Genomic DNA, 26,517 nt, shown 5'->3' on the forward strand with positions numbered 1-26,517 from the left:
GCGTAGATAAGCAATCTGTCTATTCCTTCACGGCACCAATCATGACGCCTTGATTGAAATACTTCTGAACGAACGGATATACACACATGATGGGAACGGTAGCAATGATAATAACGGAATAGCGCATCATATTAGCCAGACGCAGCGCAATCTGTGCCGCTTCACCACTGCCGATGCCCGACTGCATCTGATTCGTGATCAGAATGTTACGGAGAATCAGCTGCAGCGGATACATATTTGGATTCTTCAGATAGATCAGGGCATTGAAATAAGAATTCCAATATCCGACGGCAATCCATAAGCCGAGCACGGCAATAATCGCTTTGGACAGCGGCAGCACCACCTGCAGGAAATAACGCAGATTCCCGCAGCCGTCAATTTGCGCCGCTTCCCACAGATCTCCGGGAAGGCTCGTCTGGAAGAAGGTCCGGGCTACGATAATGTTGTAGACGCCAACCGAGAACGGCAGCACCATAACCAGGAAGGTATCATACATGTGGAAGTCCCGGATCGTCAGGAAGGTCGGGATCAGCCCTCCGTTGAAGAACATGGTGAAGATGAAGAACAGCGAGAGGATTTTGCGTCCCGCCAGATCTTTTCTGGACAGCGCGTAGGCTGCCGATATATTCACAACCAGACCGATGGCCGTCCCCACCACCGTGTAGAGGATGGTATTCCGGTAGCCGATCCAGATGTTTTTATGCCGCAGCAGCTCCTGATAACCGTCAAGCGTGAACCCCCTCGGGAACAGCCAGACCTTGCCGCCCGCCACCGCAGACGGATCACTGAATGAAGCAATAACGATGAAATACAGCGGATAGATCAGGATGATCAAAAACAGGATGGCGATAACATACATAATAATTTCCATTACTGAATCCGAGGACCGGTTATTTTTGATTTTGCCAGTTCTCTTGCTGGCTGCAGGCTCTAGTACTCCCATTGTGCTGCTCCCCCTTCTACCACAGGCTGTTTTCACTAAGTTTTTTGGAAAGCTGGTTCACCATGATCAGCAGAATAAAGTTGATGACCGTATTGAACAGGTTAATGGCCGACGAGAAGCTGTATTGGCTGCTGAGCAGACCGATTTTGTAGACATAGGTGGACAGAATCTCACTGGAGGTGATATTCAGATCATTCTGCATCAGATAGACCTTCTCAAATCCTACACCGAGCAGGCCGCCCACCCGCAGAATCAGCAGCGTGATTGCCGTCGGCATCAGCATCGGGATATCGATATAACGGACTTTATTCCAGCGGCTGGCCCCATCCACCGTAGCAGCTTCGTACAGGCTCGGATCGACCGACGAGAGCGCGGCAATGAAAATAATGCTGTCCCAGCCGACATGCTGCCACACATCCGACCAGACATACACACTGCTGAATAGCGAGGTCGAGCCCATCAGATCGGGAGCCTCCCCGCCGAACAGGCTGTACAGATTACCGACCAGCCCGGTGCTTGGCGAGAGCAGAATCATCATCAGGCCCACCATTACGACTGTGGAGATGAAATGCGGCATATACGACACGGTCTGGAAAAAACGTCTGAACCGGTTCGGCCGCATCTGATTGACCATTAGCGCAAGTACAATCGGGATCGGGAAGGTGATCAGGCTGTACACGCTGATAATCAGCGTATTCTTAATCGTGTTCGAGAATTGATAGGAATTGAAGAACTTGTCAAAATACTTGAATCCCGCCCACGGACTGCCGTCAATTCCCAGTGCCGGGCTGTAATTCTTGAAGGCGATGAGCACTCCGTACATCGGTTTGTATGCGAACAATAACGTAAGCACAACTGCGGGAAGCAGCAATAAATACAGTCCCCAATTTCGTTTGATCTGTCCGATGGCTGCTGCCGGACTGGACTGACCGGATTTCATTGTGACCCCTCCTAAAACTTGAGTTTGTTAGCATAAGCTTCATGATCGACTTCGGCAAAACCCGCTCCGGTAGCATACGCTTATCTATATTTTCATTCAGTATACCTGCCCCCCGCCGCGCCAGCCGGACCTCCTACCAGCGTAAACCGGACTTTCGTTGTCCGCAGGAGAGAGCTTCGCGCGGTCCGTTACCCGGGAGACACTAAACCGGACGGTATGCAGACCTCCGCTAACGTTATCCGGACTTTCGGGGCATAAACCCATATTTTGGATAATTGCCGGAGTACAAAATCACCCGGAAGGCTAATCCGGCAGCTAAGACGAATTAGGCTTAACCCATCCAGCGTTCCCGGCGGGATTAAAGGGATTTATCCCTTTATTTCCTTCTTCCCGCCTACTTCCGGCGAGATTAAAGGGATTTATCCCTTTATTTTCTTCTTTCCGCCCACTTCTGGCGGATTTAAAGGGATTTATCCCTTTATTTCCCTCTTCCCGCCTACTTCCGGCGGGATTAAAGGGATTTATCCCTTTATTTCCCTCTTTCTGCCTACTTCCGGCGGGATTAAAGGGATTTATCCCTTTATTTTCCCTCTTCCCGCCCACTTCCGGCGGGATTAAAGGGATTTATCCCTTTATTTCCTTCTTCCCGCCTACTTCTGGCGGGATTAAAGGGATTTATCCCTTTGTTTCCCTCTTCCCGCCCACTTCCGGCGGGAGCAAAGGGATTTATCCCTTTATTTCCTTCTTCCAGCCCACTTCCGGCGGGATTAAAGGGATTTATCCCTTTATTTCCCTCTTCCCGCCTACTTCCAGCGGGATTAAAGGGATTTATCCCTTTGTTTCCCTCTTCCCGCCCACTTCCGGCGGGAGCAAAGGGACTTTCCCTTGCCAACAAAAATACCGCCCTGCAACAGACATCGGTGCGGGACGGCATTTTACCAAAGCCAGCCTGAAGCTTGCTCCTACTGCTTATTTCATGCTTCAATAATCACCGGCCGGCCGCTGCAGTGCAATCTGCCCTCGGCCACGGTTACCGCGCTGCCGTCAATCAGATTGACATACGCTCCATCCGGAAGCTCCAGCTCCACATCTCCCTGCCTGCCTCTCAGGCTGAACACACCTGCCAGCTTCTGCTCTCCCCAGGTATGCATGCCGCAGACAATTCCGTCTTCTTCATGTGCCGTAAACTGGCAGACACCATGGGCCATAATTGCTTTGTGCTTAATGGGGTACAGCGCCTTGAACAGCCAGGACAGGTCCTTGCCCGTATTCCAGTTAACGGTATTCTTGTCGAACAGATCGGGACAGATTTCATTCTCCGTCTCCTGCCCGCCGTAGATCAGCGGCATTCCCTTCTGGAAATACATGAACGCCGTCCAGTTGATCAGCTCATTCTCCTCCGGGAACAGTGCCTTGGCCCGCGGCCGGTCATGGTTCTCCAGAAACCGCAGCTTCACATAATTGCCCGGATAGATATACTCCTGCGCATTGATCTTCTCTATATAGCTGCCCAGCGTAACGCTGCCGTTCAGATAGCCCGTGAAATACGGGTACACATCATAGTCATAGCAGGCATCAAACGCCTGGAGCACCTCGCTGTCGGACAGACTGACCATGCCCCGGGAACGCAGATGCATCGTGAAGTCTGGTTCGATCGATTCGGCAAGCCATAGGCAGCCGGGGTTAACGTCAGCTACTTCTTCCCTGGCGCGCAGCCAAAAGTCCAGCGGCAGCAGAGGGGCTACGTCACAGCGGAAGCCGTCTACCATTCCCGCCCACATTGTCAGCGATTCGATCTGATAATCCCACAGCTCCTGATTGTTATAGTCCAGATCCACAATGTCGCCCCAGTCGCCTACACGGTTACCGAGCTTGCCTTCCAGAGTTCTGTAGAAGAATTCAGGATGGTGCGCTGCCAGCCAGGAATCGGGCGAGGTATGGTTATAGACCACATCAATGATGCATTTCATCCCGAGCCTGTGAATGGCCTCCGTCAGACTCCGGAAATCCGCCAGAGTGCCAAGCTCCGGATTAATCTCCCGGTAATCCTGATTGGCATAAGGACTGCCGAGCCCGCCCTTGCGGGCAGCAAGGCCAATCGGATGCACCGGCAGCAGCCAGATGATATCCACACCAAGCTCCTTGATGCGCTCCAGGTCCTTCTCTACTGCCTTGAAGGTTCCTTCTTCGCTGTGATTGCGCACATAGATGGAATAGACCACTTGGTTCCGCAGAGTCACTTCCGTTAATTTAGCCATACTTACACTCCTATTGGTTACACGATTCTGCTTACCTTGAGATGCTCCGGAAGCCTGATCTTCCCGGTTAATGTCCGGACAGCAAGAGTGCCCAGCTCATATCCGGCCCTGACCAGCTGCTGTGCAGCCTCAAAATCAGCCATATTCTGCTGTATACCCGCACTTATGATCCCTTCATCACCGCCGCAGCGGCCTGCCAGGACAAAAGGGTAGCCGCTGCTCTGCAAATACCCCATCACAGCCTCTTCCCTGCTGGATCGCAGCAGAATGACTCCGTCTGCGCGGTGCCCCTTCAAGAGACCGGAGACGGCCTTCAGTTCCTCCTGCTCATCCGCACCTGAACAGATGATCGTGTCATATCCTAAGCGGCCCGCCTCCGCTATAATTCCGCGCAGGGTCTCCATGAACATCAGGCCTAAGATGGCCTGCTCTGAAGGTCCCGGCAGCAGAATGCAGAAGCAGCGGGCTGACTTCGACACCAGGCTCTTCGCGATGATATTCGGCGTATACCCCAGCTCCTCCATCACCTGCTTCACCTTGCGGGAGACTTCCTCCCTGACCACCGGCCGGCCGGACAGCACCCGGGAGACCGTGGAGATGGAGACTCCCGCTCTCCGGGCGACTTTTTTCATCGTAACCGTCATTGTAGAAGCCTCCTTCCGCGGATCAGTAGAATCTTTAGAGCTATAGTCTTTATTTCACGCTGTTGTAACGTCCGTATGCATCCGTGCGGATCTTCACCAGCTTATCCAGACCCATATCGTTCAGCTTCTTCACATAAGCATCCCAGTTCCCGTCGATATCCCCTTTGCTGATAAACTGTGCACGCATGGTGTTCACATAAGTATCGATATCCGTGGTCAACGTCGGAAGCTCTTCGAACTCCTCGGAAGTGTACATTACGTTAGGGAACGGTGTCGTTACATATTCACTGCCCAGCTTGTCGAGCTCCAGCTTAAGACCGTCACCCGCTTCCGGGTTAAGCACGATCTTCTGTTCGAAGGACGGGCTGACATATTTCGGTCCGAAGTCCCGCAGGGACTGATCCCAGTACCAGGCATCTGCGCTGGTTCCGCTTGGAGGGTCCATCAGCGTATAGGTGTCGTTATCATTCTTCTGGATAACCGTTCCAATCGCACCCCAGAAGTTCTGGATGCTCGCTTCGTTCGTGTAGAACTGGTCCGCCCAGCGTGCGGCAATCTCCGGTGTTTTGCAGGAAGAAGTGATCAGCAGCTCGTTGCGGTTCAGGCTCATCCCGATCGGATTGCCGATGGTGTAGCGGTTACCATCCGGTCCGGCAACCGGCGGAATCGTTACATACTGGTCACTCCATTTGCCGAATACGGCATCCGGTGTCCACTGGTAGGTGAAGCCGACGATTGGCGCATCCGGGTTCTGGAACTTGGCCGAGATCATCGTTGCATCCTGGGTGAACAGCTCTTTGTCGAGCAGACCTTCGGAATACAGCTTATTCTCCCATTTCATGCCTTCCTTGTACTCCTCCGTTATCGGATAATACACAGCCTTTCCGTCTTTAACCAGCATGTTGTTGGTATTCAGATCGGCAATTCCAAACGGACTGATCATATCATTGCTTACTTCGATATACGGAATTTCATCCGCTTTACCGTTTCCGTTCGGGTCCTGCTCCTTGAAGGCTTTGAGCACAGTGTAGAGCTCGTCAATCGTTTCCGGAACCTTCAGGCCCAGCTTGTCGAGCCAGGTTTTGTTGATGACCGGCTGGCGTGAGCTTTTCGGACGCGAAGGCAGGCGGGTCGGCATGGAGTAGATTTTACCGTCCGGGAAGGTGCTGATCTTCTTCATATCCGGTGTTTCTTCCATCGCGGCCTTGAGATTAGGCATGTACTGATCAATATAATCATCCAGCGGACGGAAATAGCTGAGATTGTTCACGATATCGGAGTCGGTGAAGGTCTGATCGCCCAGCACGACATCCGGCAAGGTGCCGCTGGCCAGCAGAATGGATTTCTGCTCTGCCCAGTCGTTGGAGGACATGACCTGCCAGTCGATTTTGACATTGGTATTCTTCTCGAGATCAATCAGCCATTGGTTCTTGGTGAAGGTATCCCCCATGCTGCCCCAGCGTACCGTCAGTACCTTAAGCGTAACCGGCTCCTTGACGATCGGCAGGCCTTCTTTATTGAAGCTGTCCGTGTCTACAGCCGCCGTGTTATTCTCTTTGTTGCCGCCGCCGCATCCGGCCAGTCCGACAAGCATCACTGCCGCCATTAGTGAGATAGCCCACTTCTTGGCCACCGGTTTCCTGTTCTGTTTAACCATTCATAATCCCCCGTTTCGGTGTATTAGATCCTTTTGACATCCCTAATGATACCTTCTTGCTTCTCCGCATTCTGGACAATAACGCCCTGTTATTCGGACCTATGCATCCGCTTACATTATTTAGGGAAGCCAGCCAACGGTTTCAGGCAGTTTTCATGACGCTATTCAGACTTTTACTTGCTGTATCCGGACTTTGGGGTGAAAAGCCGGGATTTCCCCATGTTTTTTTGATCCCGGGGTTTTATAATGACTGTGTTACCTACTCGCAAGTAGTACGTCCGGAAACGGACATACAGGAAAGGACTTCACCAGACAACTATGGCCAAAAAACCGGCAAGAAACAAACCCTACCCGATACGCCATTATGTAAAAATCACGATTCTGACCTCATTTATTGTGCTTATTCTGGATCTTGTCATCAGCGTTGCTTCCATTTCCATCGTCAAGCAGCAGTCCACCCGGTATTTGCAGGATACCGCCGATTTGTATATCAACCGGATTAATCATGATTTTGCCTACATTAATCATTATATGGGCTGGACGCTCGCGAACGATGAGAGCCTGAATATGATGAATGCCCACGACAAGACCAGCAAGGAGTTCATTAATTCAAACGAGGATCTGCATAAAAGGTTCACCGAGCTGCAGAAGAATTACGGTCAGGAATATAACTTCTTCTACTATCTAAAAAACCAGTCCTTCTTCCTGAATTGCGCCCCCATCAGCATCGATTATACCGTCTACCGGGAGCTGAAGAAGCAGATTATTTCTTTTATCGATGATAAAGAGGTGTATGAGAAGTTCTATTCCCGCTGGACCCCTATACTCGTGAACGGTAAATATTACATTATCAACATTGTTCCGTACCACAACCGTTATTTCATCGGGATGATCTCGGCCGATAATCTCATTACCCCGCTCCGCCAGATTAATCTGGGCGCGAACGGCTACGCTTCACTTGTTGATGAGAACGGGACAGACCTATCCACACTGGTTACGAACAGCGGCAAGCCTCTGCAGGAAGAGACGGGCATCCGGAACCTGTTCCAGTCCCGTACCATCATTAAGAGCGAATTCTCAGGTACGGCTTTCAGCGCCAAGATGGTGATCAAATTCGGGGCTTTTGAGAAAATAATGATCGCCCAGCTGCTCATCATGCTGCTCTTCTTCATGGTCACCTCTACGCTCTGCGCCGTAATGCTGTTCTTCAACCGCAGGGTGCTCGGACCGATCCAGAGCTTCTCGGAGAGTCTGACGCACCTTAATGAAGACGGCCAGCCTGCCGGGTTCAAAAACAGCAAAATCATCGAGCTGGAAGAGGCCAGCGCGCAGTTCAAGGATTTGGTCGAACAGATACGCAATTACAAAATCGCCATGTACGAGCAGGAACTGGAGAAGCAAAATATCCAGCTGGACTTCATGAAGCAGCAGATCAAGCCGCATTTCTTCCTGAACTGCCTGACCAGCATCTACAGCATGGCGCAGATTCAAATGTACGAGGAGATTGAGCAGATGGCGATGTCCACCTCGAAATATTTCAGATATATTTTTCAAGGCAGCGAGGACTTTGTCCTGCTTGCGGATGAGATTGAGCATGTGCGGATCTACCTCGATATCCAGAAAAGCCGCTACCGCGACGCCTTCATTTATCAGATTGAACAGGAAGCGCAGACCACGGACATGAAGATCCCTCCGCTGGTGCTGCAGACCTTTATCGAGAATTCTGTCAAATACGCGATCTCCAGAGCTAACGAGATGCAGATCCGGCTTACTGTGAAACGCCGCAGAGTAGATGATGAAGAAATGACCGTGATCCAGATTTCCGACACCGGTCCCGGATTCCCCGCAGAGGTGCTGGATAAGCTTGTGCAGGGTAAGCCGCTGGACCAGTCCAAAGGCAATCAGATCGGCATTATGAATACGCTTAAACGGCTGGAATACCTATATTTAAGCAGAGCAACCGTCAGCTTTTCCAATCCCGCAGAAGGCGGCGCATGCATCACCCTTTGCCTCCCGGATCTGCCGGAACTCTCAACAGGAACGGAGCAACTCTTATGAATATTTTACTGGTTGATGATGACTACTATGTAATTGCCGCGCTGCAGAAGAGAATTGACTGGGCGCTGCTTCAGATCGAAACCGTGTTCACTGCGAGCAATGTGTCACAGGCCCAGGACATCCTGGAGAACCATTCTGTACAGATTCTCATCTCCGATATCGAGATGCCGCAGGGGAGCGGGCTGGAGCTGCTGGCCTGGATCAGAGAGCGGCAATACAGGATCCAGACGATCCTGCTGACCAACTATGCCGATTTCAACTATGCCCAGAAGGCGATTGAGCTGCAGAGCTTCGAGTACTTCCTGAAGCCGATCGAATTCGACAAGCTGATGCTGATTATCCAGAAAGCGATTGCCCGTGCCCGGGAGCAGCAGCATAACGAGAAGGCCATTCAGGAAGGTCATTTCTGGCAAAAGAATCAGGCAAAAATTCTCGAGCACTTCTGGCGCAAGCTGGTCAATGACAGCACGGCCTTCCCCATCCGGACCTCTGCCATCTTCCATGCCATGGAGGAGCAGAATCTGAGCTATCAGATGAATGAGATCATTCAGCCTGTGCTCTTCAATCTGTTCCCCCATAACGGCAGCATGGGCAAGGAAGAGAAATACCTGTTTGATTTCGCGCTGCTGAACGTGCTGTATGAGCTGTACAAGAGCCCGTTTTTCTCAATCGAGAGCATTCTTGAATATAAGGAATCGAACTGGATCGCCATTCTGAAATGGAACAGGGCACCTGAGCTTCACCTGCTGGAAGGGCTATGCGGTTCTTTTATTCAAAAAGCCAATCCGTATTTAAAATGCGATGCCTGCTGCACCATCGGCTTAGCCGGTGAACTCGGCGACGTCGGCAATATCTTCAAAGCCACCCTCACGATGGATGAAGAGATTACCCGCAGCCGCAATCATACCTTCCTGGTGGAGACGTATCTTCAGCACAGCAAACCCGCTTATATTCCGCCGGATCTGACGCAGCTGGAGGAACTGCTCAGCCAGAACAACCTTTCCGCCTTTCTGGCCGAGGTGACCGGATACCTGCGGGGGATGCTCCGGGGCCGGGCGCTGGATACCTCTATCCTCAGCCTGTTCCGGCTTGATATCGTACAGCTCGTCTACTCCTTCCTCAAAATGAAGGGCATTCAGGTCCACAAATTATACACCGGCAAAACCCATGACCAGCTGCTGCTGCACTCGCTGGCATCCATTGAGGATATGGAGGAATACCTGAACTATCTGGTCAGCACGGCGATGAAATACCGGGACTTCACCTCGCAGCCCCAGTCGATAGCCGAAGAGATCAAGCAATACATCCATACCCATTACGGCGATGATCTGACCCGGGGCGATCTGGCGGAGATCGTCTACCTGAATCCGGATTATCTGGCCCGGCTGTTCAAGAAGGAGACCGGCATTTCCTTAGGCAGCTATGTCATTCAAGTCCGTATCGCCGCCGCCAAGCATCTGCTCGAAACGACCCACCATTCCGTCTATACCATTGCGAACAAGGTAGGCTACACTAACTACTCCTACTTCTCGAAGCTGTTCAAGCAGGAGGTCGGCCTGCCGCCGAATGAATATAAGAAGGATCAGCATTCTCAACCGGTGCAGTAGCTATATGATAATGTTCATCTAGTTAAAGCTAAATGATCTCAATCAAAAATCATCCCCTGCATCTTCAAAATGATGTAGGGGATTTTATTTATATTGATTTTGATAGAGCTGTTGCTTAGAAGAGTTTCTTTGAGGATTGACAACCTTGCTGTTCCTCTCTATTATAATAAAATATAATCTAGTGATAATGATTATCATATTCATTTAGGTGTAAGGACAATTTCACAGATGAGGACCGGCTGCTCTTACCTTCAACCTTTCCCCCTGTCTCTGCGGACCATTCAACTCCGTTGTAAATAGCGGAACACGCCAGTTAGAGGAAAACATCCCTTTAAGTTCACTACAAGTAGGCGGGGCAAAGCCGTTGCGCGGGCTTCTACTTTCTTGATAAAGGGCCAGTTACATAACAAACTATCATAAAGGAGCGTCATCCATGCTAAGCACAAAAAAGATATTTCTTCCTTTAACCCTTCTGCTCCTCACGTTGATTCTGTCCTCCTGCGGACAATCGAACAACAGTAATAACGCAGCTCCGGCTTCTGCGGCTGCAACGGCAGCTGCTACCGAAGCACCGGCTGCCACTCCGGCGGCAACAGAGCCCGCTGCAGCTACAACACGGCTGTACACGGATTATAAAAAGAGAGAGGTTGAAATTCCGGCCGATCCGCAGCACATTGTATATGTCGGCAGCAATCCCGGCGACCTGCTGGCGCTTGGAGTGAAGCCTATAGGAGCCTCACTTAGTGTCATCGGGACGCAGGTTGCCTACCCTGATCTGCTCGAAGGCATTGAAGATATCGGGTATCCGTTCTCTCCAGAGAAGATCCTGGCCTTATCACCGGACCTGATCATCTTTGACGACTGGGATGAGACCGGGATTGAAGCGCTAAGTCAAATCGCACCGACCGTAGTGGTTGGTCTTGACGGCACCTTTCCCACGGAAGAACGCGTGCGCCAGTTAGCTGAATTGTTTGGACGTACTGCAGAGGCGGATACCTGGTTCGATGCTTACAAGGCGAAGGTTGCGGCTGTGAAGGAACAGCTGAACTTAACAGAAGGCGAAACTGCTACCTCCCTGCTTGTCCTGGGCTCTGACCTGTATATCATGGGCAACAAAGGCCTGAACGAAACGCTGTACGGACAGCTCGGATTTAAACCTACAGAAGGTGTCCAGAAGCTGATTGATGCCGACGAACGGTTCGCGAACATCTCCGACGAGGTGCTGACGCAGTATATCGGCACACACATGTTCATTCTGACCGACAACAGCAGCGAAACCGTAGCGAGACAGACGGCACTTACAGATAGCGGCTTATGGAAAGCCATTCCTGCGGTCAAAGAAGGCCGCGTCTACACCTTCGACAGCAAGTACAACTTCGACGACCCGATTACGCTGGACAGGCTGCTGGATGAGATCACTGATATCTTCAGCCGTACGTCCGCCAAATAAAAGAATGGGGCTATCCCGTCAGCCGTGCATTGGCTGCTTGGATAGCCCCTATTTTTTAAACAATACTCCATAAACCCGCAGCTCAAACCAGCTTACTTTCAGGCAACCTGATGGTTTTTGAAGGCCCGGTACGTAAATGGCAGCAGCAGAGCTATAACGATAACGGCAAACCCAGGTATAACCTTATACTCCGGAATCAATTGACCAAAAATATGAATAACCTCGTAATCCGTTATTTTCCGGAAGCTGTCAAACATATTGCTTGGCAATAATGCCATTAGATGATTGAACAGCCGGCTGCTCTCACTTGCCGGAATAGCCATGGGGACGAACAGCAGCATCCCGGCGGCAATGATCACAGGGAAGGGACTTCGCATACGGCTGGACATCCACAGGGTTATCCCGCCAACCAGCAGACATGCAAGACTGCCGATCAGGACTGCCCACATATAAGTTTGCAGGACGGTATAGGGAACCGGGGCTCTAAACTGAATCATCTGCACACTGGCGGTTCCGCCCTCAAAACCGCATATGCCAAGCAGCAGGAACGTATAGAGGCCCAGGCCAAAGATAAGCAGCATTACTGAAACAATCAGGCTTGCCCTCAGTTTCGCGGCTATAAGCCTGCTGCGCCCATAACGGGAGGATAGAAGGAGCGCATCGGCTCCGCTCTGATATTCCCCGGCGAAGACAGGGGCCAGACATACTGCGATGACAAAGGCAGTGAACAGAAAAATAAACTGCAGGTTCTCAAACACATTGGCCCAGCCTGTGACGTAGTTCATCTCAAAAGGAACCGGGATACGTTCATTCATGCGGATAAAGAAGGCCTTCTCCTGTGCCGAATAATTGCCCTCGGGATGCTCTGCATTCAAATATTCGTGTACCCTCTCCATGCGTTTCTGATAAAAGGCAACGGCGTCACCAGGTTGCAATTTATCGCGGATATAATAATCGTATTCATTCAAAGGAGAGAACGCCCGGGAAATTAAAGAATATAGCTGTTCATACTGGACCTCATTCTTAGCAAAGGCACTAACGGTCAGCTCCCCTTTCCCATCCAGATTATCAGGATCTTGCAGCAGGCGCTGATGCCGGATTATCGTTTGTTCCAGCTTGTCTGTGGTTAATGGACCCGCGAGCTGTCGTTCATACTCTCTTTCTAGCCGGATCGCGCGAACCCCATTCAAGAAATTGCCGTCCCGGCCTGTGATCTGCGCATTGTTCACCAGTATAACCGACATTAAGATTGCCACAGCCGCTATGATCGCGACTCCTGCATAAAATGATTTCTTCCGAATAATCTTCCGCAACTCAAACCGGGTTAATATATCCATTCACTGCACCTCCCGTATGCCTGCACCAGCTGCAACAGTCAAATCATCTTGAAAATGATACAGATAGAAGTCCTCCAGCGTAGGCACAGCAACTACTGCTTGATCCCCCGGCCTCTCCTGAGACACTATACGCAGCTCTGCCCACTCCCCTTCATGCCGCAGATTGCTGATGCAGTAGCGGGCATTCCATTCTTCAACCTCCCGGGCCGGAATTCGGCATGACCATACACAGCCCTCAGCCGCAGCTGTCAGCTGCTGCACCGTACCTGTCATCAGCAGGCTTCCCTGCTTCATCACCAGAATCTGATCCGCTATGTATTCTACATCCGCAACAATGTGCGTCGAAAGAATAATGATTTTCTCCTTGCCCAGATCGGCTAGGAGATTACGGAAGCGTACCCGTTCCTTGGGGTCAAGTCCTGCTGTCGGCTCATCCAGCACAAGAACGCAGGGGTCATTAAGCAGTGCCTGGGCAATGCCGAGCCGCTGCTTCATTCCTCCGGAGAAGGTACGGATTTTCTTGCGCGCAACCTCTGACAGAGCAACCAGCTGCAGAAGCTCCCTTGTTTTTCCTTTTGCCGCCGGCAGACTCAAGCCTTTCAATGTCCCTATGTACCAGAGAAATTCCTGTGCGCTGAAATCCGGGTAATACCCAAAGTCCTGCGGCAAATAGCCGAGTATATCACGGTATCGTTCGCCCATCCGGCTAATGTCCCGGCCATTCATTTGAATACTCCCTGAGGTTGGTATCAGAATGCCTGATATCATCCGCATCAACGTTGTTTTGCCCGCCCCGTTTGCTCCCAGCAGACCATATACACCGCTGTTAAGCTTGATTGAAACTCCGTTTACGGCATGCCTCGCGGCAAAATGTTTATGTACCTGGTTCAAAGTCAGCTCCAGCATCCTATACTCCTCCTTGTGCGGCCGTTTCCAGACTCCGGCAGGTCTTGCGTATACCGTACCCTTCATAGACCAATCCTGCTGCCGAGAGCAGCAGTAACACCAGACCTCTTCCTGCAGCTGATGAATTGAGCAGCAGGAGCGGGGGATTAAACGAAACAATGAGCTGTAGCAACACCAGCAGGCAGCAATATAAGAGGCAATAGTAACCGCAGTTTGGTGTGCGCACCCGGTTTAGCAGCCACAGACAGCCAAAGCAAGCCAGATTAAAGGGAATCAGCAAGTATAGGACCATCTCCAGGACTCCGGCATCTGTCCATGTACCCAGTAAGGCCCCAAGCAGCGTTAATCCAAGCAGATCGGCCATTCCCAGCAGGCTCATCCGGACAGCTGTCAGCTTATCAAGCAGATGATAGGTACTGAGTTCAACCTCCAGCATAGAGCGGCTTAATGACCGGGTCATGGTCTGTATCCCTGTGATTACAAGTAAAGGTGCAGCCAGAGAGGCCAGCATCATAAGCTGTATATTTGCCCTCTGCCCTTGCATAGAGTTGTGCAGTAAGAATGCCATTCCCATAACAATCAGCAGCTGCGCCGCCCATACCTTCCGGCTGATGAAGCGGAGCTGCAGCTTATAGAAATCTGCTAAACTTGTTCTCCGTCCGCCCAGCGCCTGTCTTAGCTCTGTCTCAGCTCCCCCGATAGTTTCCTCCAGCCGCTTCCGCTCAACGGGGAACGAGTGGGAGTTCTGCAGGATTCCGATGATGGACTGCTGATGCTTGTTCAACATAATCACTCCTCTCCAAATGACTCCTTAAACTGTTCAGCCCGCGCTTAACACGGTACTGTACCATACATACGTTCACTCCCGTAATACGGGCGATATCGCGGAAGGTCAAATCCAGGCAAAAACGCATAAATACCGGCTCCCGCTGCTCCTCCGGAAGCAAGTGAAGCAGTTCATCGACCAGCTGCCCCTTCTCCACCTGTTCCTCTATAGAAAGGCCCTGCCAGACAGCTTCCCCGGTGACAGCTTCATCAAACTCCATGGAGGGAAACTGCACTCTCTTCCGCAGTTGGTCATTACATAAGTTCCGGGCAATCGTATATAAGTAAGCACGGCATTTCCCGCTATTCGAATACCTTGCGATATGCCTGCAGAACCGGTAAAAGGTCTCCTGGGTCAGATCCTTGGACTCTTCCTCACTGCGGAGCCGGTAATAACAGTACTTCTGTATTCCGGCGTAATACCGCTCAATCAGCGGCGTCAGATACCTGGTCTCCCCCTCCTGGATGCGACGAACCCATTCACCTTCATCCACTTGCGTCCTCTCCTTTCTACTCTATATAACTGTATTTGGCAGATAAAAAGTGAGGTATATTTGTGACCTTTTGATGAAGATTGATATTTTTTACATTTCCGGCAAAAAAGAAGCGTCCCGGCAGCCAGTTCATGGCTTTGCGGAACGCCTTGTTCATTTAATCTATTCGATTCCTTTTATTTGTAAATAAATAACGTGACTGGACACAAGCTGATCTGGCTGAACTTGTCGGGAGCCTGCTACTCCCTACTGCCGTCCACCTTCAATGATACAGCACTTTTAGGCGCCATGGGGAAGGTCAGTACCTCATCCCCTTGCAGCTTCACAGCTACATTCTCTTGCGTATCCCCGTCGTTGAACAAAACCGCCGCAAACGATCCGTCACTGTTGCGGAAGGCAACGGAGCGTACTTGCTCATTGCTAGCGGTAGAAGCAAGGCGCAGCGCCTTGGGCCGGATGACTTTGCTGAAATGCGCCAGCGCGTAATAATCCAGGGTATATGTAAGCTCCCTGGTCTGCTGGTTGACCGTCACTACTCCGCGGCAGGTACTCTTGCCGAAGCCGGGAACGGTTGGACCATTCTGTTCATCCAGCGCCATATTCCACAGCACGAACGACTTGCTGTGATTCCGCAAAATCTCAATTCCCGTGCGCATCACATTGGAGAACGCCTGCTCAAACGGCGGAATCCATTCCCCGCCCGAGCCTTCGGTGAAGTGTACTTCTTTGCCGGGATAAGCCGCCAGCACTTCTGACTGCGCAGCCGGTGCACCGCCATACCAGTGCCAGGCTACACCATCCACTTCCGCTTCGGCCTGCTCAAGAACGGTCAGCGGATAATCCGGCCGGTCCCAGTTGTGATCGTAGCAGAGGATTTTGGCTTCAATTCCATTCTTCCTGAAGCTTGGCTTCAGAAACCTGCGGATGAACTCCAGCTGCTCCTCCGGCAGCATAAGCATGCCCGGATAATGCTGCGGTTCATAGAGCGGCTCATTCTGCGCAGTGACGGCATAGGTAGGCAGACCATGAGCCGCGAAGTCCTGAATATAGCGGACGAAATAGTCCGCATACACCTGATAGTGCTCCGGCTTCAGCTGACCGGTAATCATCGACCCGCTGGTCTTCATCCAGCCCGGTGCGCTCCAGGGTGAAGCCATCAGCTTGATTTCCGGATTCAGCTTCAACGCCTGCTGCAATAAAGGAATAATATCCGCTTCATCATGGGCTATGGAGAACCCGGACAATTCGGGATCTGTCTCGTTCTCAGGCAGATCATTATAACTGTAGACCGTTCTGGCATAATCCGATGCCCCCATCGGATTCCGCAGGAAGGACAAGCCGATGCCATCTTGCGGATCAAACAGCTTGCTCATAACCTCTGTTCTCTGCTCCTCGTCAAGCACCTGATGAATCAGATAGGCGGCCGAGTCCGTGAAGGAGGCCCCGAACCCATCCATCTCCTGATACGTATGACTGGCATCTATCTCAACTGTGGCAGTAACCGTATCAGCAGAAATTTGCGGCAGCTGTGCAACTGACTGCTCCACAAACAGCTCGTCTTCTCCGTTAGACTGATACATGATAATTTCCCGCATGTGTTATCCCTCCATCTTTTTATGCAAAAGGGCCCAAAGCGGGCCCCTTCCTGTGCCTTGCTTATTTAATGCCCAGCTTTTCCTTGTTGGCTTTCATCTTCCCGCTGCGGATTTCTACGATTTTATCCCAGCTGTTTTTGTCCAGGAAGGCTTTATAGTCAGCCAAGGTACTGTCAAAGGCTGCATCATCCTTGGCACGGATCATGCTTACCATTGTTGTGTTCCAGGTGGTGTTAATCGCCGTCAGGCCGCGTGCTTCGGCCGTACCCTGATCCGGATTGATATTCTCCAGAATGAAATGCGGTTTCAGCTTGCCTTGGCCCCATTCCTGCATTTGCTTGATCGATTCAGGGAAGGCATCCTTGCTCAGCGCTTTGTGGCGGTCATGCCCGAAGAACATGAATTCGCCCATCCGGTAATCCTTCTTGAACTTATCCGCATTATTCAGCTGCAGATCCTTCACTTCAGGCAGCAATTCAACCGTTCCATCGCTATTTGCCTTGTAGGTCTCGCCTTCAATACCATAGTTCATCAGCTTCTGGCCTTCTTCGCTCAGCAGGTACGTGAAGATTTGAATCGCTTTAGCCGGGTCCTTGCAGTCTTTGGTGATGTAGCTGATCATCCAGCCGGTAATCCCGGATTGATTGAGGGTCGGCTGATGTCCCACTGTGCTCTGTGGACCATCGATGGCAATGTACTCTTTTCCCGGATTAGCACTCATGAAGATCTGCAGATTCCCGCCCTGCTGTGGAGTACCGTCGAGCAGCATCGTGGCATATTTACCGGATTTCACTTTCTCCTCGAAGCCTGTACCGTCATCGGCAAAGCTGTCGTCACTGATCGCCCCGTCTCTGTATACGGCATTCAGCGTCTTAAGCCAGGTCAGATAATCTTCATCCAGATTGCGGTTGTAGAACTTGCCGTCTTCCGTTTCCAGCGGAACGCCGATGAAATCCTGCAGCACATCCCCGAGCGAGCCTGTGCCTTCCCCAATGGAGTTGAATCCAAAAGGAATCATGTCAGGGAACTGTGTTTTGATCTGATTCATGACATTCTTGAATTCTTCCGGGGTCCCGAAGGAGGGGCTGCCCAGTGCTTCATAGACATCCTTGCGGATAACAAAAGCCGTTTTGGCCGGAATGTTACCGCTGTCATAATCAGCCTGTGTATTGGAATAGTTAGGATAGCCGTAGGTTTTGCCGTCTTTCAGTTGGAACCAGTTCAGCGTGTCGGCCGCAGCAACCTTGTTGAAGTAAGGATCATATTTCTCGGCCAGATCATTCAGCGGGAGCGCCCAGGTAGCGGCCTTCTGCACGACCGGAGAGTTCGAGTCGAAGATCGTCAGCAGATCCGGCATATCGCCACCCGCGAAGAACGTATTCAGCTTGGTGTCGTCTCCCGTAATGAACTTGATGTCGATGTTCAGATCCTCTTTGATCTTCTTGGTCACCACATCCTTGCCGAAGTCCGTATTCCACCAGTCCGCGTTGACATACCAGGTCAATTCCGTAGTCTCTGACTTTTTATCCAGCTGCCAGGCCGGAGTTTCCGGGTCCACCGTGTAGCGGTCTTCTATTGAGACATCGCTGCCCTTCTTCGAACCGCCGTTTGAGCTGCAGCCTGCCACCACCAGCATTGCCGCCATCAGCAGCAGCGCGAGCTTAACACCCTTATTCCCCAGAACTTTATTCATTTTAATCATTGATAAACCTCCTATAATATGATGTAGAAACCGATTTCTTTTGAAAAATACGCCCCCTCTTCTTCTCTACTCTTTGACCGCCCCCATCATCATGCCGGAGATAAAGTACCTTTGAAGAACTGGATACATCGCAACAATCGGCAGGGTAGTAATGACAATTGTTGCTAGCTGAACCCCTTTGGTGGTGGTTTCAATCACGGCTGAGCCCCCGATGTTCTGCATCGACTGGGTCTGTGACTGCACGATAATCTCATACAGCTTCATCTGCAGCGGATAAAGGGCCTGATTGGTGATATATAGCTTCGTTGTCATGAAGTCGTTCCATTGCCCCACCCCGTTGAACAGGGCGATTGTCGCCATAGCGGGCATGGAGAGCGGAATGAAGATTTTGAGGAAAATATGCCAGTCGCCTGCGCCGTCAATCTTGGCCGATTCTTCCAGCGAATCCGGGACATTCCGGAAAAAGTTCATCAGAATGACAACGTCGTAATAGCTGAATAATGCGGGGATGATGTACACCCAGAAGCTGTTCAGGAGTCCGAGCGATTTAATGAGCAGGTAAGTCGGAATCATCCCGCCGGAGAAAAACATCGTAATGACGCCCATCGCCACATACAACTTGCGGCCGCGGATGTATCTTTTGCTGAGACCATAGCCGATCATGGCGCAAAAGAATACATGGGTGAAGACCCCGACAAAGGTTTTGGAGATGGAGACCAGGAAGGACTGCCCGATACTGCTGTCATTAAATACCGCGCGGTAATTCTCCAGGGAGAACTCCTTGGACCAGAAAATAAACCCACCCTCGGCAAGCGCCTTGCCTGAGCTTAAGGATGAAATAATGACGTTCCATAAGGGAACGAGAATAATGACCATGAAGATTATCAGCAGAACCATATTGACCGCGTCAAAGATCCGGCTGTCGATATCTTCTTTAACCACCTTTCGGTTCACAGCACATGCCTCCCTTTATAACACGGATTGATTATCATTTAACTTACTGGTGATTTTGTTGGCCGTAACCAGCAGGATCACTGAAACGATGGAGACACCCAAACCAACGGCGGTCGCATACGAGAAGTCACCTTGCGTCATCCCCATACGGTATACATACGAATTGATGACCTCCGCTCTGGCCCGGTTCTGGGAGTTCATGAGGACCAGCGTCTGATCCAGATTAGAACCGAGTAAACCGCTTACAGTCAGAATCAGATTCAGGCTGATAATCGACTTCATGTTCGGAAGCGTAATATTCCAGATTTGCCGGAGCCGGCTGGCTCCATCTATTTTGGCCGCCTCGTAGTAGGTCGGATCGATTTTTGACATAATGGCCAGGTACAGAATTGTGCCCCAACCGGCTTCTTTCCAGATATCGGACAACGTGGCAATCCACCAGTACTTGCCGGAATCCAGCAGAATGTTGGACGGCTTCGAGATCAGTCCCAGATTCAGCAGCAGCTCATTGAACAAGCCGGAAGTAGAGAACCAGGTGATCAGCATCCCGCCGAGAACGATCCATGACAGGAAATGCGGCAGGTAGGAGATGGTCTGGACGAATTTTTTGAAGCGCCCCATATTCAGCTCGTAAATCATAATGGCGAGAATAATCGGAATGATAAACCCGATCCCAAGCTTCAGGAAGCTGATGCCCAGCGTGTTCACGACTGCATCCCAGAAGTATTCGTCAGACAGAATAATCTTGAAGTTATCCAGCCCCACCCAGGGTGCGGAAGATAGTGTGTCTATGACCGTGTAGTTCTTGAAGGCAATTGTCAGACCGTAAATCGGTATGTAGCAAAAAATAATCATAAAAATAATGCCCGGCAGAATCATGGATTGAATCTCCCACTGCCTTTTGTAATCGATTACAAACTCTTTGATCCGCTGCCCCATAGGCTTCTTGGCGTTCGGCGGCATTGAAGTTGGCGGTACTACAGCTGTTTTATTCACGTTCTTCTCCCCTCCAAATCAAGAAATCAGATGTTCAAATCAATAAAAACGTTTTTATTTCCGTGCAAAAAAAAGCCCCCCTGCTGTGCATATTTTTATATAACAATGAAGTAGAAACAGAAGGAAACCTAATCGTGTGAAAACATATGGATGCTTATATCTGGAAACGACCACTCCTGCTCTCTAAGGGCGGTCATTCCGGTCCATCTTTACATGGCTTGAGCCTCTTACTACCAGTTCACCCTGCAATTTCTGTACGGCGCCTTGCTCTTTCTCTTGAATCATGCGCACCAGATGGTCAATAGCCAGCATGCCCTGCCTTGCGATCTGATTCCTCACTGTCGTGAGCGGCGGCGAATAGTATGGAGCGATATCAATATCATCGAAGCCCATTACGCTTACATCCTCCGGCACCTCATACCCGTAGCTCTTAAGCGCCTGGATACAGCCGATCGCACTGATATCATTACCGGCCAGGAAGGCGTCAGGCAATTTCTCGGGATGCACGCGGATAAAGGACTTCACGGCATTATAGGTACTGTCTTCCTCAAAATAACCCTGAAGAATATAATCATCATCCACCGGAAGCTGATATTGGCGGAGCGCTGCCAGATAACCCTCCCGCCGCTGTACGCTGTCGAACATCGTATCTACGCCGGAGATATAGGCAATTTTCTTATGCCCCAGGCCGATCAAATATTTGGTAGCCTCATACCCGGATTCAAAAGAATCAAATATGATGCTCCCCATCCCCTCGTCCTCCAGCACCCGGTCCAGAAATACCGCCTTAATCTTGTCTTTCTTCATCGCGGCAATATCCTTCTCGTCGATGCCCAGCTCCTCGTAGATAATGACACCATCCACGCGCCGTCCGAGAATATTGCTCATGACCACCTGTTTGTCCTTGGTGACAAATACATTCAGGCCATAACCCAGGCGGTCGCATTGACGGGCCATGGATTCTACCAGCTTGTAAAAGTATGGACCTGACACACTTGTGGTGAAAAAACCAAGCATCTTCGTCGTACCGGACTTCAGCAGCTTGCCGTTCAGGTTCGGAACATAATTCAGGCGCTGCGCTACCTTCAGCACATGGGATTTGGTCTCCGGGTTGAGTACATCCACGTCATTCAAGGCGTTGGAGACCGTGGAGATGGAGACGCCTGCTTCTCTGGCCACGTCTTTGATTGTTATCTTTCCCATATCATTGTTCCTCTGCAATAAAAACGTTTTTATAGTTTATAAAATAGCATGAAACCGTTTTAAACACAACACTTTTTCTCATGATCTTTCTCCAGCCACCTTTTCCGCTAGTTATTGCCCGCTGAACGCAAACATAATCTCTGCCTCGCACACCCGCTCACCGTCTACAGTGGCGGTCCCGGTTCCTTTTACAATCATCCCTTTGATCCGGGTAACTTCAAATTCAAGGCGCAGCCGATCTCCCGGCTTCACTTGACGCTTAAACCGGCAATTGTCGATTCCCGTGAGCAGTCCGATGGTGCTTCCGCCCTCTTCCTGCTTGGACATGGCTATACCGCCTACCTGGGCCAATGCCTCTACGATCAATACACCCGGCATCACCGGATATCCGGGGAAATGCCCCTGGAAGAATGGTTCGTTTATACTCACATTCTTAATCCCGACCGCCCGCTTGCCTTCTTCAAGCTCGGTGATCCGGTCTACCAGCAGAAACGGATAACGGTGGGGAATCCGCGCCTGAATTTCATTGACGTCCAGCATACAGTAACTCCTCTGTGATTAAATTTATCTCATTTTACTATAAAGCAGCGGGATTTAGCTATGCAGGAGTTGGGCGGATGCGGGCGGCAAGTAACCAGGGTGAAGTTATGGTGCCGGTGACTGGCGGGGTGCGGGCGGGGGCGGTGGGTGCCGGTAACTGGCGGGGTGCGGGCGGGGGCGCTGGGTGCCGGTGACTGGCGGTGGTGCGGGCGGGGGCGCTGGGTGCTGATGACTGGCGGTGGTGCGGCGGGGGCGGTGGGTGCTGATGACTGGCGGTGGTGCGGCGGGGGCGGTGGGTGCTGATGACTGGCGGTGGTGCGGCGGGGGCGAGTTGGGAGGTGAGAGCGGACGGAGTGTTATAGGTGCTGGCGATGATAAGGCGTATTGCGAGACGCTGTCCCCCTTCGTTCCACTCACTAACCCACTTGCAGCAGAATTAAAGGGATTTATCCCTCTAATTTCACTCGTCTCGCCTACTTTTGGTGTATTTAATGGGATTTCTCCCTATATTCCCCTCATTCTGCCTACTTTCGGCATAATTAGTGGGATTTCTCCCTATATTTTTCATCTGCGCCCCACTTCCACCGGAACCAGGGGCACTTTTTACCCCTCATTCCCTACTCCAGGCCCACCTCCACCGGAATGAGGGGCACTTTTGCCCCTCATTCCCTACTCCAGGCCCACCTCCACCGGAATCAGGGGCACTTTTTGCCCCTCATTCCCTACTCCAGGCCCACTTCCACCGGAATCAGGGGCACTTCTGCCCCTCATTTCCCACTCCAGGCCTACTTCCACCGGAACCAGGGGCACTTTTGCCCCTCATTCACCCTCCAGGCCCACTTCCACCGGAACCAGGGGCACTTTTGCCCCTCATTCCCTACTCCAGGCCCACCTCCACCGGAATCAGGGGCACCTTTGCCCCTCATTTCCCCCTCCAGGCCCACCTCCACAGGAATGAGGGGCACTTTTGCCCCTCATTTCATCTCATAGCCTACTTCGGGGGTCCCATGAATACATCGCATAATTTCCTAAACGCCAAAAAACCTTGTATATAAGCGCAACTTAAGAATATTGACCAGCCGATGGACGACCCTCCTGCAGAGCAAGGTTTCGTACATGCAGCAATTCAGATTCTAAGTTTACCCTATATAGATTCAAGGTTTTTAAAGAATTCTAAGTAATTTACTTAGGGTTTCTGAGCTTCTGAGCTTCAGGTCTTCAGGTCTTCAGGTCTTCAGGTCTTCAAGTCTTCAGGTCTTCAGGTCTTCAGGTCTTCAGGTCTTCAGGTCTTCAAGTCTTCAGTTCTTCAGGCGTCACACCGACGCCACCGGAGCAGCCCCCTCCGGATCGTCTACACTACCCAATCTCCCCAGCTTCCGGTTGAAGCCGATGAACAGAATCACGCCCAGGAGGCTTGTCGTCACCTCGGTAACGGTCATGGACCAGATCACGCCATGCAGGCCGAAGAAATGATGCAGCACGATAATCACCGGGATATAGAGCACGCCTTGCGTAACTGCCATAATCCCCGCCTGTGCGCCTTGGCCTGTAGCCTGGAAGATGCTCATGAACAGACCGGTGAAACCATTGAACAGCGCGGAGATGAGCATGGCTGCCAGGATGTAAATCCCCATGCTGATCACCGAGTTATCATTGGAGAACAAATGCAGGATAGGTCCCCGGAACACATAGACCAGACTGACAAATACCACCGCAATGCTGGCGATATAGCCAAAAGCATACTTAATACTTGAGGTAAGTCTGGCTCTGTTCCTGCTGGCATAGTTAAAGGCGAAGAGCGGGATCAGGCCCAGGAACAGTCCCATCGACAGGAACTCGGGAATCTGCACAATTCTCAGCGCCACCCCGAACCCGGCTACCACATTATCACCATACTGGATGGAATAGTTATTAAGCAGCAGTGTCGTCACAATCAGAAAAGCGCATTGCAGCAGCTCCGTGATGCCGACTTTATAGATCTCCAGCTTATCCTGCAGGGATATTCTGAAATGCTTCAGGAACCCCCTGAGATTCTCACTCCGTTTCTCCAGATAATAGAGATAATAGAGTGCCGATCCGAGGTTAGCCAGGCACATGGCCAGCGCCGCTCCGGCTACATGCCAGCCCAGAATCAAAATAAACAGCGGGTCAAAGATCAGACTGAGCGCCGTGCTGATAAAAATACCATACATGGACTCCCTCGACGCCCCCTCAGCGCGGACCAGCTGTTCGAGCGCAAAATTAAGCACAATCGCGAAGCCCCCGGCGAACATCGTCAGGGCATAGGTCTTCGTGTAATCGAAGGTTGCCGCATCCGCACCGAGCAGGCGGGTGAGCGGATTAATCGCCAGCAGCGCCAGCAGCGCGATAACGATTCCGGCAATGATGCTTGCATAGAAGGTATATCCGGCGATCCGCTTGCCTTTCTCCGTATTCTTCTCCCCGGCCAGCCGGGTGACGAAGGTTCCGCCCCCCACTCCGAACACATTGCCGAAGGCCATCAGGACGGTGAAAATCGGCAAGCCCAGCGTGATCGCCGTCAGCATCCCCGTATTATGCAGCAGGCCGATGAAATACGCGTTGATCACATTGTAGACCGTTCCGACTGACATGCCGATCATCATGGGAACCGACAAATGGAATATCGCCTTTTTCATTGGAGCGGATTCCAGGTAATATTGGTTGGATACTTCCTTGTTCATATTCATTCCTCCAAACGTGTACTTTCATAACCAATTCATTCCATTACAAGCTTTGATTAACTTTGGACAGCAGCGACAATAGGGTTGATGCCTCCTCTTTGCTGAGCTGCCGGGTAATACCGGCTTCAACATCCGAGAACATAAGGTTGAACTCCTCGACCAGGATAACTCCCTTCTCCAATACGGTCAGCTTCTTCTGACGTTCATCCTTCTCATGGGTGACGCGGGCGATATAGCCTTTCTTCTCCAGGCCCTGGAGCATGCTGGTGATGCTGGCCCCGCGCCGCTTGAACTGCTCCGCCAGATCCTTCTGGATCACGCCTTTGTCCTGATTCTCATAGATATATCCGATCATCCGGCCTTGCGCGGAATTCAGTCCCAGCTCGTTCAGCCGGGCATCGGCAGAGCTCTTAAGCTTCAAGCCAATCTCACGGATCAAATCTGAATACGGTGTATGCAAAATAGGTTCGGTCATCTTCATGTCCCCTTGTCAATTAGATAGAATTCTAAGTAATATAGCAAGCATAGTAGATAGAATCCTAACTGTCAATGTTCTAACTATCTGGACATCTTCTAATTATCTGGATATCTTTTAGCTAACTGGATACCGAAGCAGACCTAAGCCTCTCCTCCTTTCGGCATAGCCTTGATCCCTGCTGCAGACCTAATGTACTTAGGGAATGTAAACTGAGTTTAAACGGAATCTAACCAGCAAGTATCTTCATCCTTGACAATCCCCGCCGAAAGGATAATAATGTCCCTAGAATGATCATTCTAATGGATGGTATATTTTTTTATCACGCATTAGAATGATCGTTCGATCTAATAATAGGAGGGAATATTCATGTCTACTAACACAGCAGCTCAAACGATTTTCATCACAGGTACCAGTTCGGGACTCGGAAAGCTTACGGCGATTCATTTCGCCAAAATGGGCTGGAATGTGGCGGCCACTATGCGTACACCGGAGAACGGGCAGGAGCTGCGCCAGTACGACAATATCAGGCTGTTCAAACTGGATGTTACAAACCTGGACCAGGTGGGTTCGGCTGTGGATGCGGCTATAGACGCTTTTGGCAAGATAGATGTTGTTGTTAACAACGCAGGAATGGGCACCTATGGACCGCTGGAGCTGGCGGCTGAGAAGGATATCGATTGGCAATTCGCTGTCAATACCCGGGGACCGATCAATGTGATCCGCCGCTTCCTGCCTCACTTCCGGGCCAAAGGCGGCGGGATGTTCATCAACATCAGCTCCTTCATGGGTGTGACTACTGCGGTGCCGCTCGGCTCTCTCTACAACATGTCCAAGTTCGCGCTGGAAGGATTAACCGAAGGGTTGTACTACGAGCTGAAGCCGCTGAATATTGAGCTGAGGCTGATCGAGCAAGGCGGTTCTTCCGGCAATAACTTCACGAATAATATCATCTGGAACAGAGATGAGAAGATTACAGTGTACGATGAGATGATGGATAAACTGAGTGCGCTTATGGGAAACCGCGACAACAGCCAGCTGGATGACCCGCAAGTAATTGTAGATGCGATAGCAGACCTGGCCACCGGGGTAAGCAGCAAATTCCGGACGGTGATCGGCGATACAGGGAACAGCTTAATGGCGCTGCGTAATTCCGTGCCGATTGAAGAGTATCTGGAGAGCATGGCGCAGAATAACCGCTAAAACGCAGTCATAATGCCGCCCCCTGCGT

The 26,517-nt window shown here is 51.1% G+C and carries 21 protein-coding genes; 4 read left to right on the plus strand and 17 right to left on the minus strand.

Annotated elements, in window-relative coordinates; translation table 11 throughout:
• Window positions 1–19 precede the first annotated feature (19 nt).
• The 5 genes from P40081_RS24330 to P40081_RS24355 all read right to left on the minus strand — a co-directional run bounded on the left by P40081_RS24330 (window position 20) and on the right by P40081_RS24355 (window position 6,442).
• The gene (locus tag P40081_RS24330; protein ID WP_042138840.1) at window positions 20–943 is read right to left on the minus strand and encodes a carbohydrate ABC transporter permease; all 924 of its coding nucleotides are present in this window, start codon (window positions 941–943) and stop codon (window positions 20–22) included.
• A 16-nt stretch (window positions 944–959) separates the two neighbouring features.
• Window positions 960–1,883, minus strand: coding sequence for an ABC transporter permease (locus tag P40081_RS24335; RefSeq protein ID WP_042138841.1), 924 nt, complete (start codon window positions 1,881–1,883; stop codon window positions 960–962).
• 974 nt (window positions 1,884–2,857) lie between these two features.
• Window positions 2,858–4,141 carry an alpha-amylase family glycosyl hydrolase gene (locus P40081_RS24345; protein WP_042138843.1) on the minus strand — a complete coding sequence of 428 codons (1,284 nt, stop codon included), beginning with the start codon at window positions 4,139–4,141 and terminating at the stop codon, window positions 2,858–2,860.
• Window positions 4,142–4,158: 17 nt separating this feature from the next.
• Window positions 4,159–4,785: a LacI family DNA-binding transcriptional regulator gene (locus tag P40081_RS24350; RefSeq protein WP_052421969.1), complete on the minus strand. Its 627-nt coding sequence runs from the start codon at window positions 4,783–4,785 to the stop codon at window positions 4,159–4,161.
• 49 nt (window positions 4,786–4,834) lie between these two features.
• Window positions 4,835–6,442, minus strand: a complete 1,608-nt coding sequence (locus P40081_RS24355; protein ID WP_042138844.1) for an extracellular solute-binding protein — start codon at window positions 6,440–6,442, stop codon at window positions 4,835–4,837.
• Between the two features lie 318 nt (window positions 6,443–6,760).
• Between P40081_RS24355 and P40081_RS24360 the strand changes: the two genes are divergently transcribed.
• The 3 genes from P40081_RS24360 to P40081_RS24370 all read left to right on the plus strand — a co-directional run bounded on the left by P40081_RS24360 (window position 6,761) and on the right by P40081_RS24370 (window position 11,557).
• On the plus strand, window positions 6,761–8,500 hold the full coding sequence (locus tag P40081_RS24360; protein WP_042138845.1) for a sensor histidine kinase: 1,740 nt from the start codon (window positions 6,761–6,763) through the stop codon (window positions 8,498–8,500).
• Complete coding sequence (locus tag P40081_RS24365; protein WP_042138846.1) at window positions 8,497–10,107, plus strand: response regulator; 1,611 nt, start codon at window positions 8,497–8,499, stop codon at window positions 10,105–10,107. Before P40081_RS24360 ends, P40081_RS24365 begins: the two co-directional genes overlap by 4 nt.
• A gap of 433 nt (window positions 10,108–10,540) precedes the next feature.
• The gene (locus tag P40081_RS24370) at window positions 10,541–11,557 is read left to right on the plus strand and encodes an ABC transporter substrate-binding protein (protein WP_042138847.1); all 1,017 of its coding nucleotides are present in this window, start codon (window positions 10,541–10,543) and stop codon (window positions 11,555–11,557) included.
• Between the two features lie 98 nt (window positions 11,558–11,655).
• On the opposite strand, the gene P40081_RS24375 is transcribed toward P40081_RS24370, so the two are convergent.
• From P40081_RS24375 to P40081_RS24435, 12 genes are all read right to left on the minus strand, one after another.
• Window positions 11,656–12,894 carry an ABC transporter permease gene (locus P40081_RS24375; RefSeq protein ID WP_042138848.1) on the minus strand — a complete coding sequence of 413 codons (1,239 nt, stop codon included), beginning with the start codon at window positions 12,892–12,894 and terminating at the stop codon, window positions 11,656–11,658.
• Window positions 12,895–13,800 (minus strand): ABC transporter ATP-binding protein, encoded by a 906-nt coding sequence (locus P40081_RS24380; RefSeq protein WP_331281679.1) that lies wholly within the window; start codon window positions 13,798–13,800, stop codon window positions 12,895–12,897.
• A gap of 1 nt (window position 13,801) precedes the next feature.
• Window positions 13,802–14,587, minus strand: a complete 786-nt coding sequence (locus P40081_RS24385) for a hypothetical protein (protein WP_156118676.1) — start codon at window positions 14,585–14,587, stop codon at window positions 13,802–13,804.
• Window positions 14,523–15,119 (minus strand): RNA polymerase sigma factor, encoded by a 597-nt coding sequence (locus P40081_RS24390; protein WP_042138850.1) that lies wholly within the window; start codon window positions 15,117–15,119, stop codon window positions 14,523–14,525. Before P40081_RS24390 ends, P40081_RS24385 begins: the two co-directional genes overlap by 65 nt.
• A 239-nt stretch (window positions 15,120–15,358) precedes the next feature.
• A complete protein-coding gene (locus P40081_RS24395; protein ID WP_042138851.1) occupies window positions 15,359–16,714 on the minus strand; it encodes a glycoside hydrolase family 30 protein in 1,356 nt (451 codons plus the stop codon).
• Window positions 16,715–16,775: 61 nt separating this feature from the next.
• On the minus strand, window positions 16,776–18,416 hold the full coding sequence (locus tag P40081_RS24400) for a type 2 periplasmic-binding domain-containing protein (RefSeq protein ID WP_042138852.1): 1,641 nt from the start codon (window positions 18,414–18,416) through the stop codon (window positions 16,776–16,778).
• Between the two features lie 66 nt (window positions 18,417–18,482).
• Window positions 18,483–19,370 carry a carbohydrate ABC transporter permease gene (locus P40081_RS24405; protein ID WP_039310017.1) on the minus strand — a complete coding sequence of 296 codons (888 nt, stop codon included), beginning with the start codon at window positions 19,368–19,370 and terminating at the stop codon, window positions 18,483–18,485.
• 15 nt (window positions 19,371–19,385) lie between these two features.
• The gene (locus P40081_RS24410) at window positions 19,386–20,366 is read right to left on the minus strand and encodes an ABC transporter permease (protein WP_231575181.1); all 981 of its coding nucleotides are present in this window, start codon (window positions 20,364–20,366) and stop codon (window positions 19,386–19,388) included.
• Between the two features lie 183 nt (window positions 20,367–20,549).
• Window positions 20,550–21,569, minus strand: coding sequence for a LacI family DNA-binding transcriptional regulator (locus P40081_RS24415; RefSeq protein ID WP_039310015.1), 1,020 nt, complete (start codon window positions 21,567–21,569; stop codon window positions 20,550–20,552).
• A 111-nt stretch (window positions 21,570–21,680) separates the two neighbouring features.
• On the minus strand, window positions 21,681–22,109 hold the full coding sequence (fabZ, locus tag P40081_RS24420) for a 3-hydroxyacyl-ACP dehydratase FabZ (protein WP_042138853.1): 429 nt from the start codon (window positions 22,107–22,109) through the stop codon (window positions 21,681–21,683).
• A 1,313-nt stretch (window positions 22,110–23,422) separates the two neighbouring features.
• A complete protein-coding gene (locus tag P40081_RS24430) occupies window positions 23,423–24,811 on the minus strand; it encodes an MATE family efflux transporter (protein WP_042138855.1) in 1,389 nt (462 codons plus the stop codon).
• A gap of 43 nt (window positions 24,812–24,854) precedes the next feature.
• A complete protein-coding gene (locus P40081_RS24435; protein WP_197074262.1) occupies window positions 24,855–25,286 on the minus strand; it encodes a MarR family winged helix-turn-helix transcriptional regulator in 432 nt (143 codons plus the stop codon).
• A 369-nt stretch (window positions 25,287–25,655) separates the two neighbouring features.
• Between P40081_RS24435 and P40081_RS24440 the strand changes: the two genes are divergently transcribed.
• Window positions 25,656–26,489, plus strand: coding sequence for an SDR family oxidoreductase (locus tag P40081_RS24440; RefSeq protein WP_042138857.1), 834 nt, complete (start codon window positions 25,656–25,658; stop codon window positions 26,487–26,489).
• The last annotated feature ends 28 nt before the right edge of the window (window positions 26,490–26,517 follow it).

Source organism: Paenibacillus sp. FSL P4-0081, from assembly GCF_000758565.1.
GTDB classification, from domain to species: domain Bacteria; phylum Bacillota; class Bacilli; order Paenibacillales; family Paenibacillaceae; genus Paenibacillus_AQ; species Paenibacillus_AQ phytohabitans.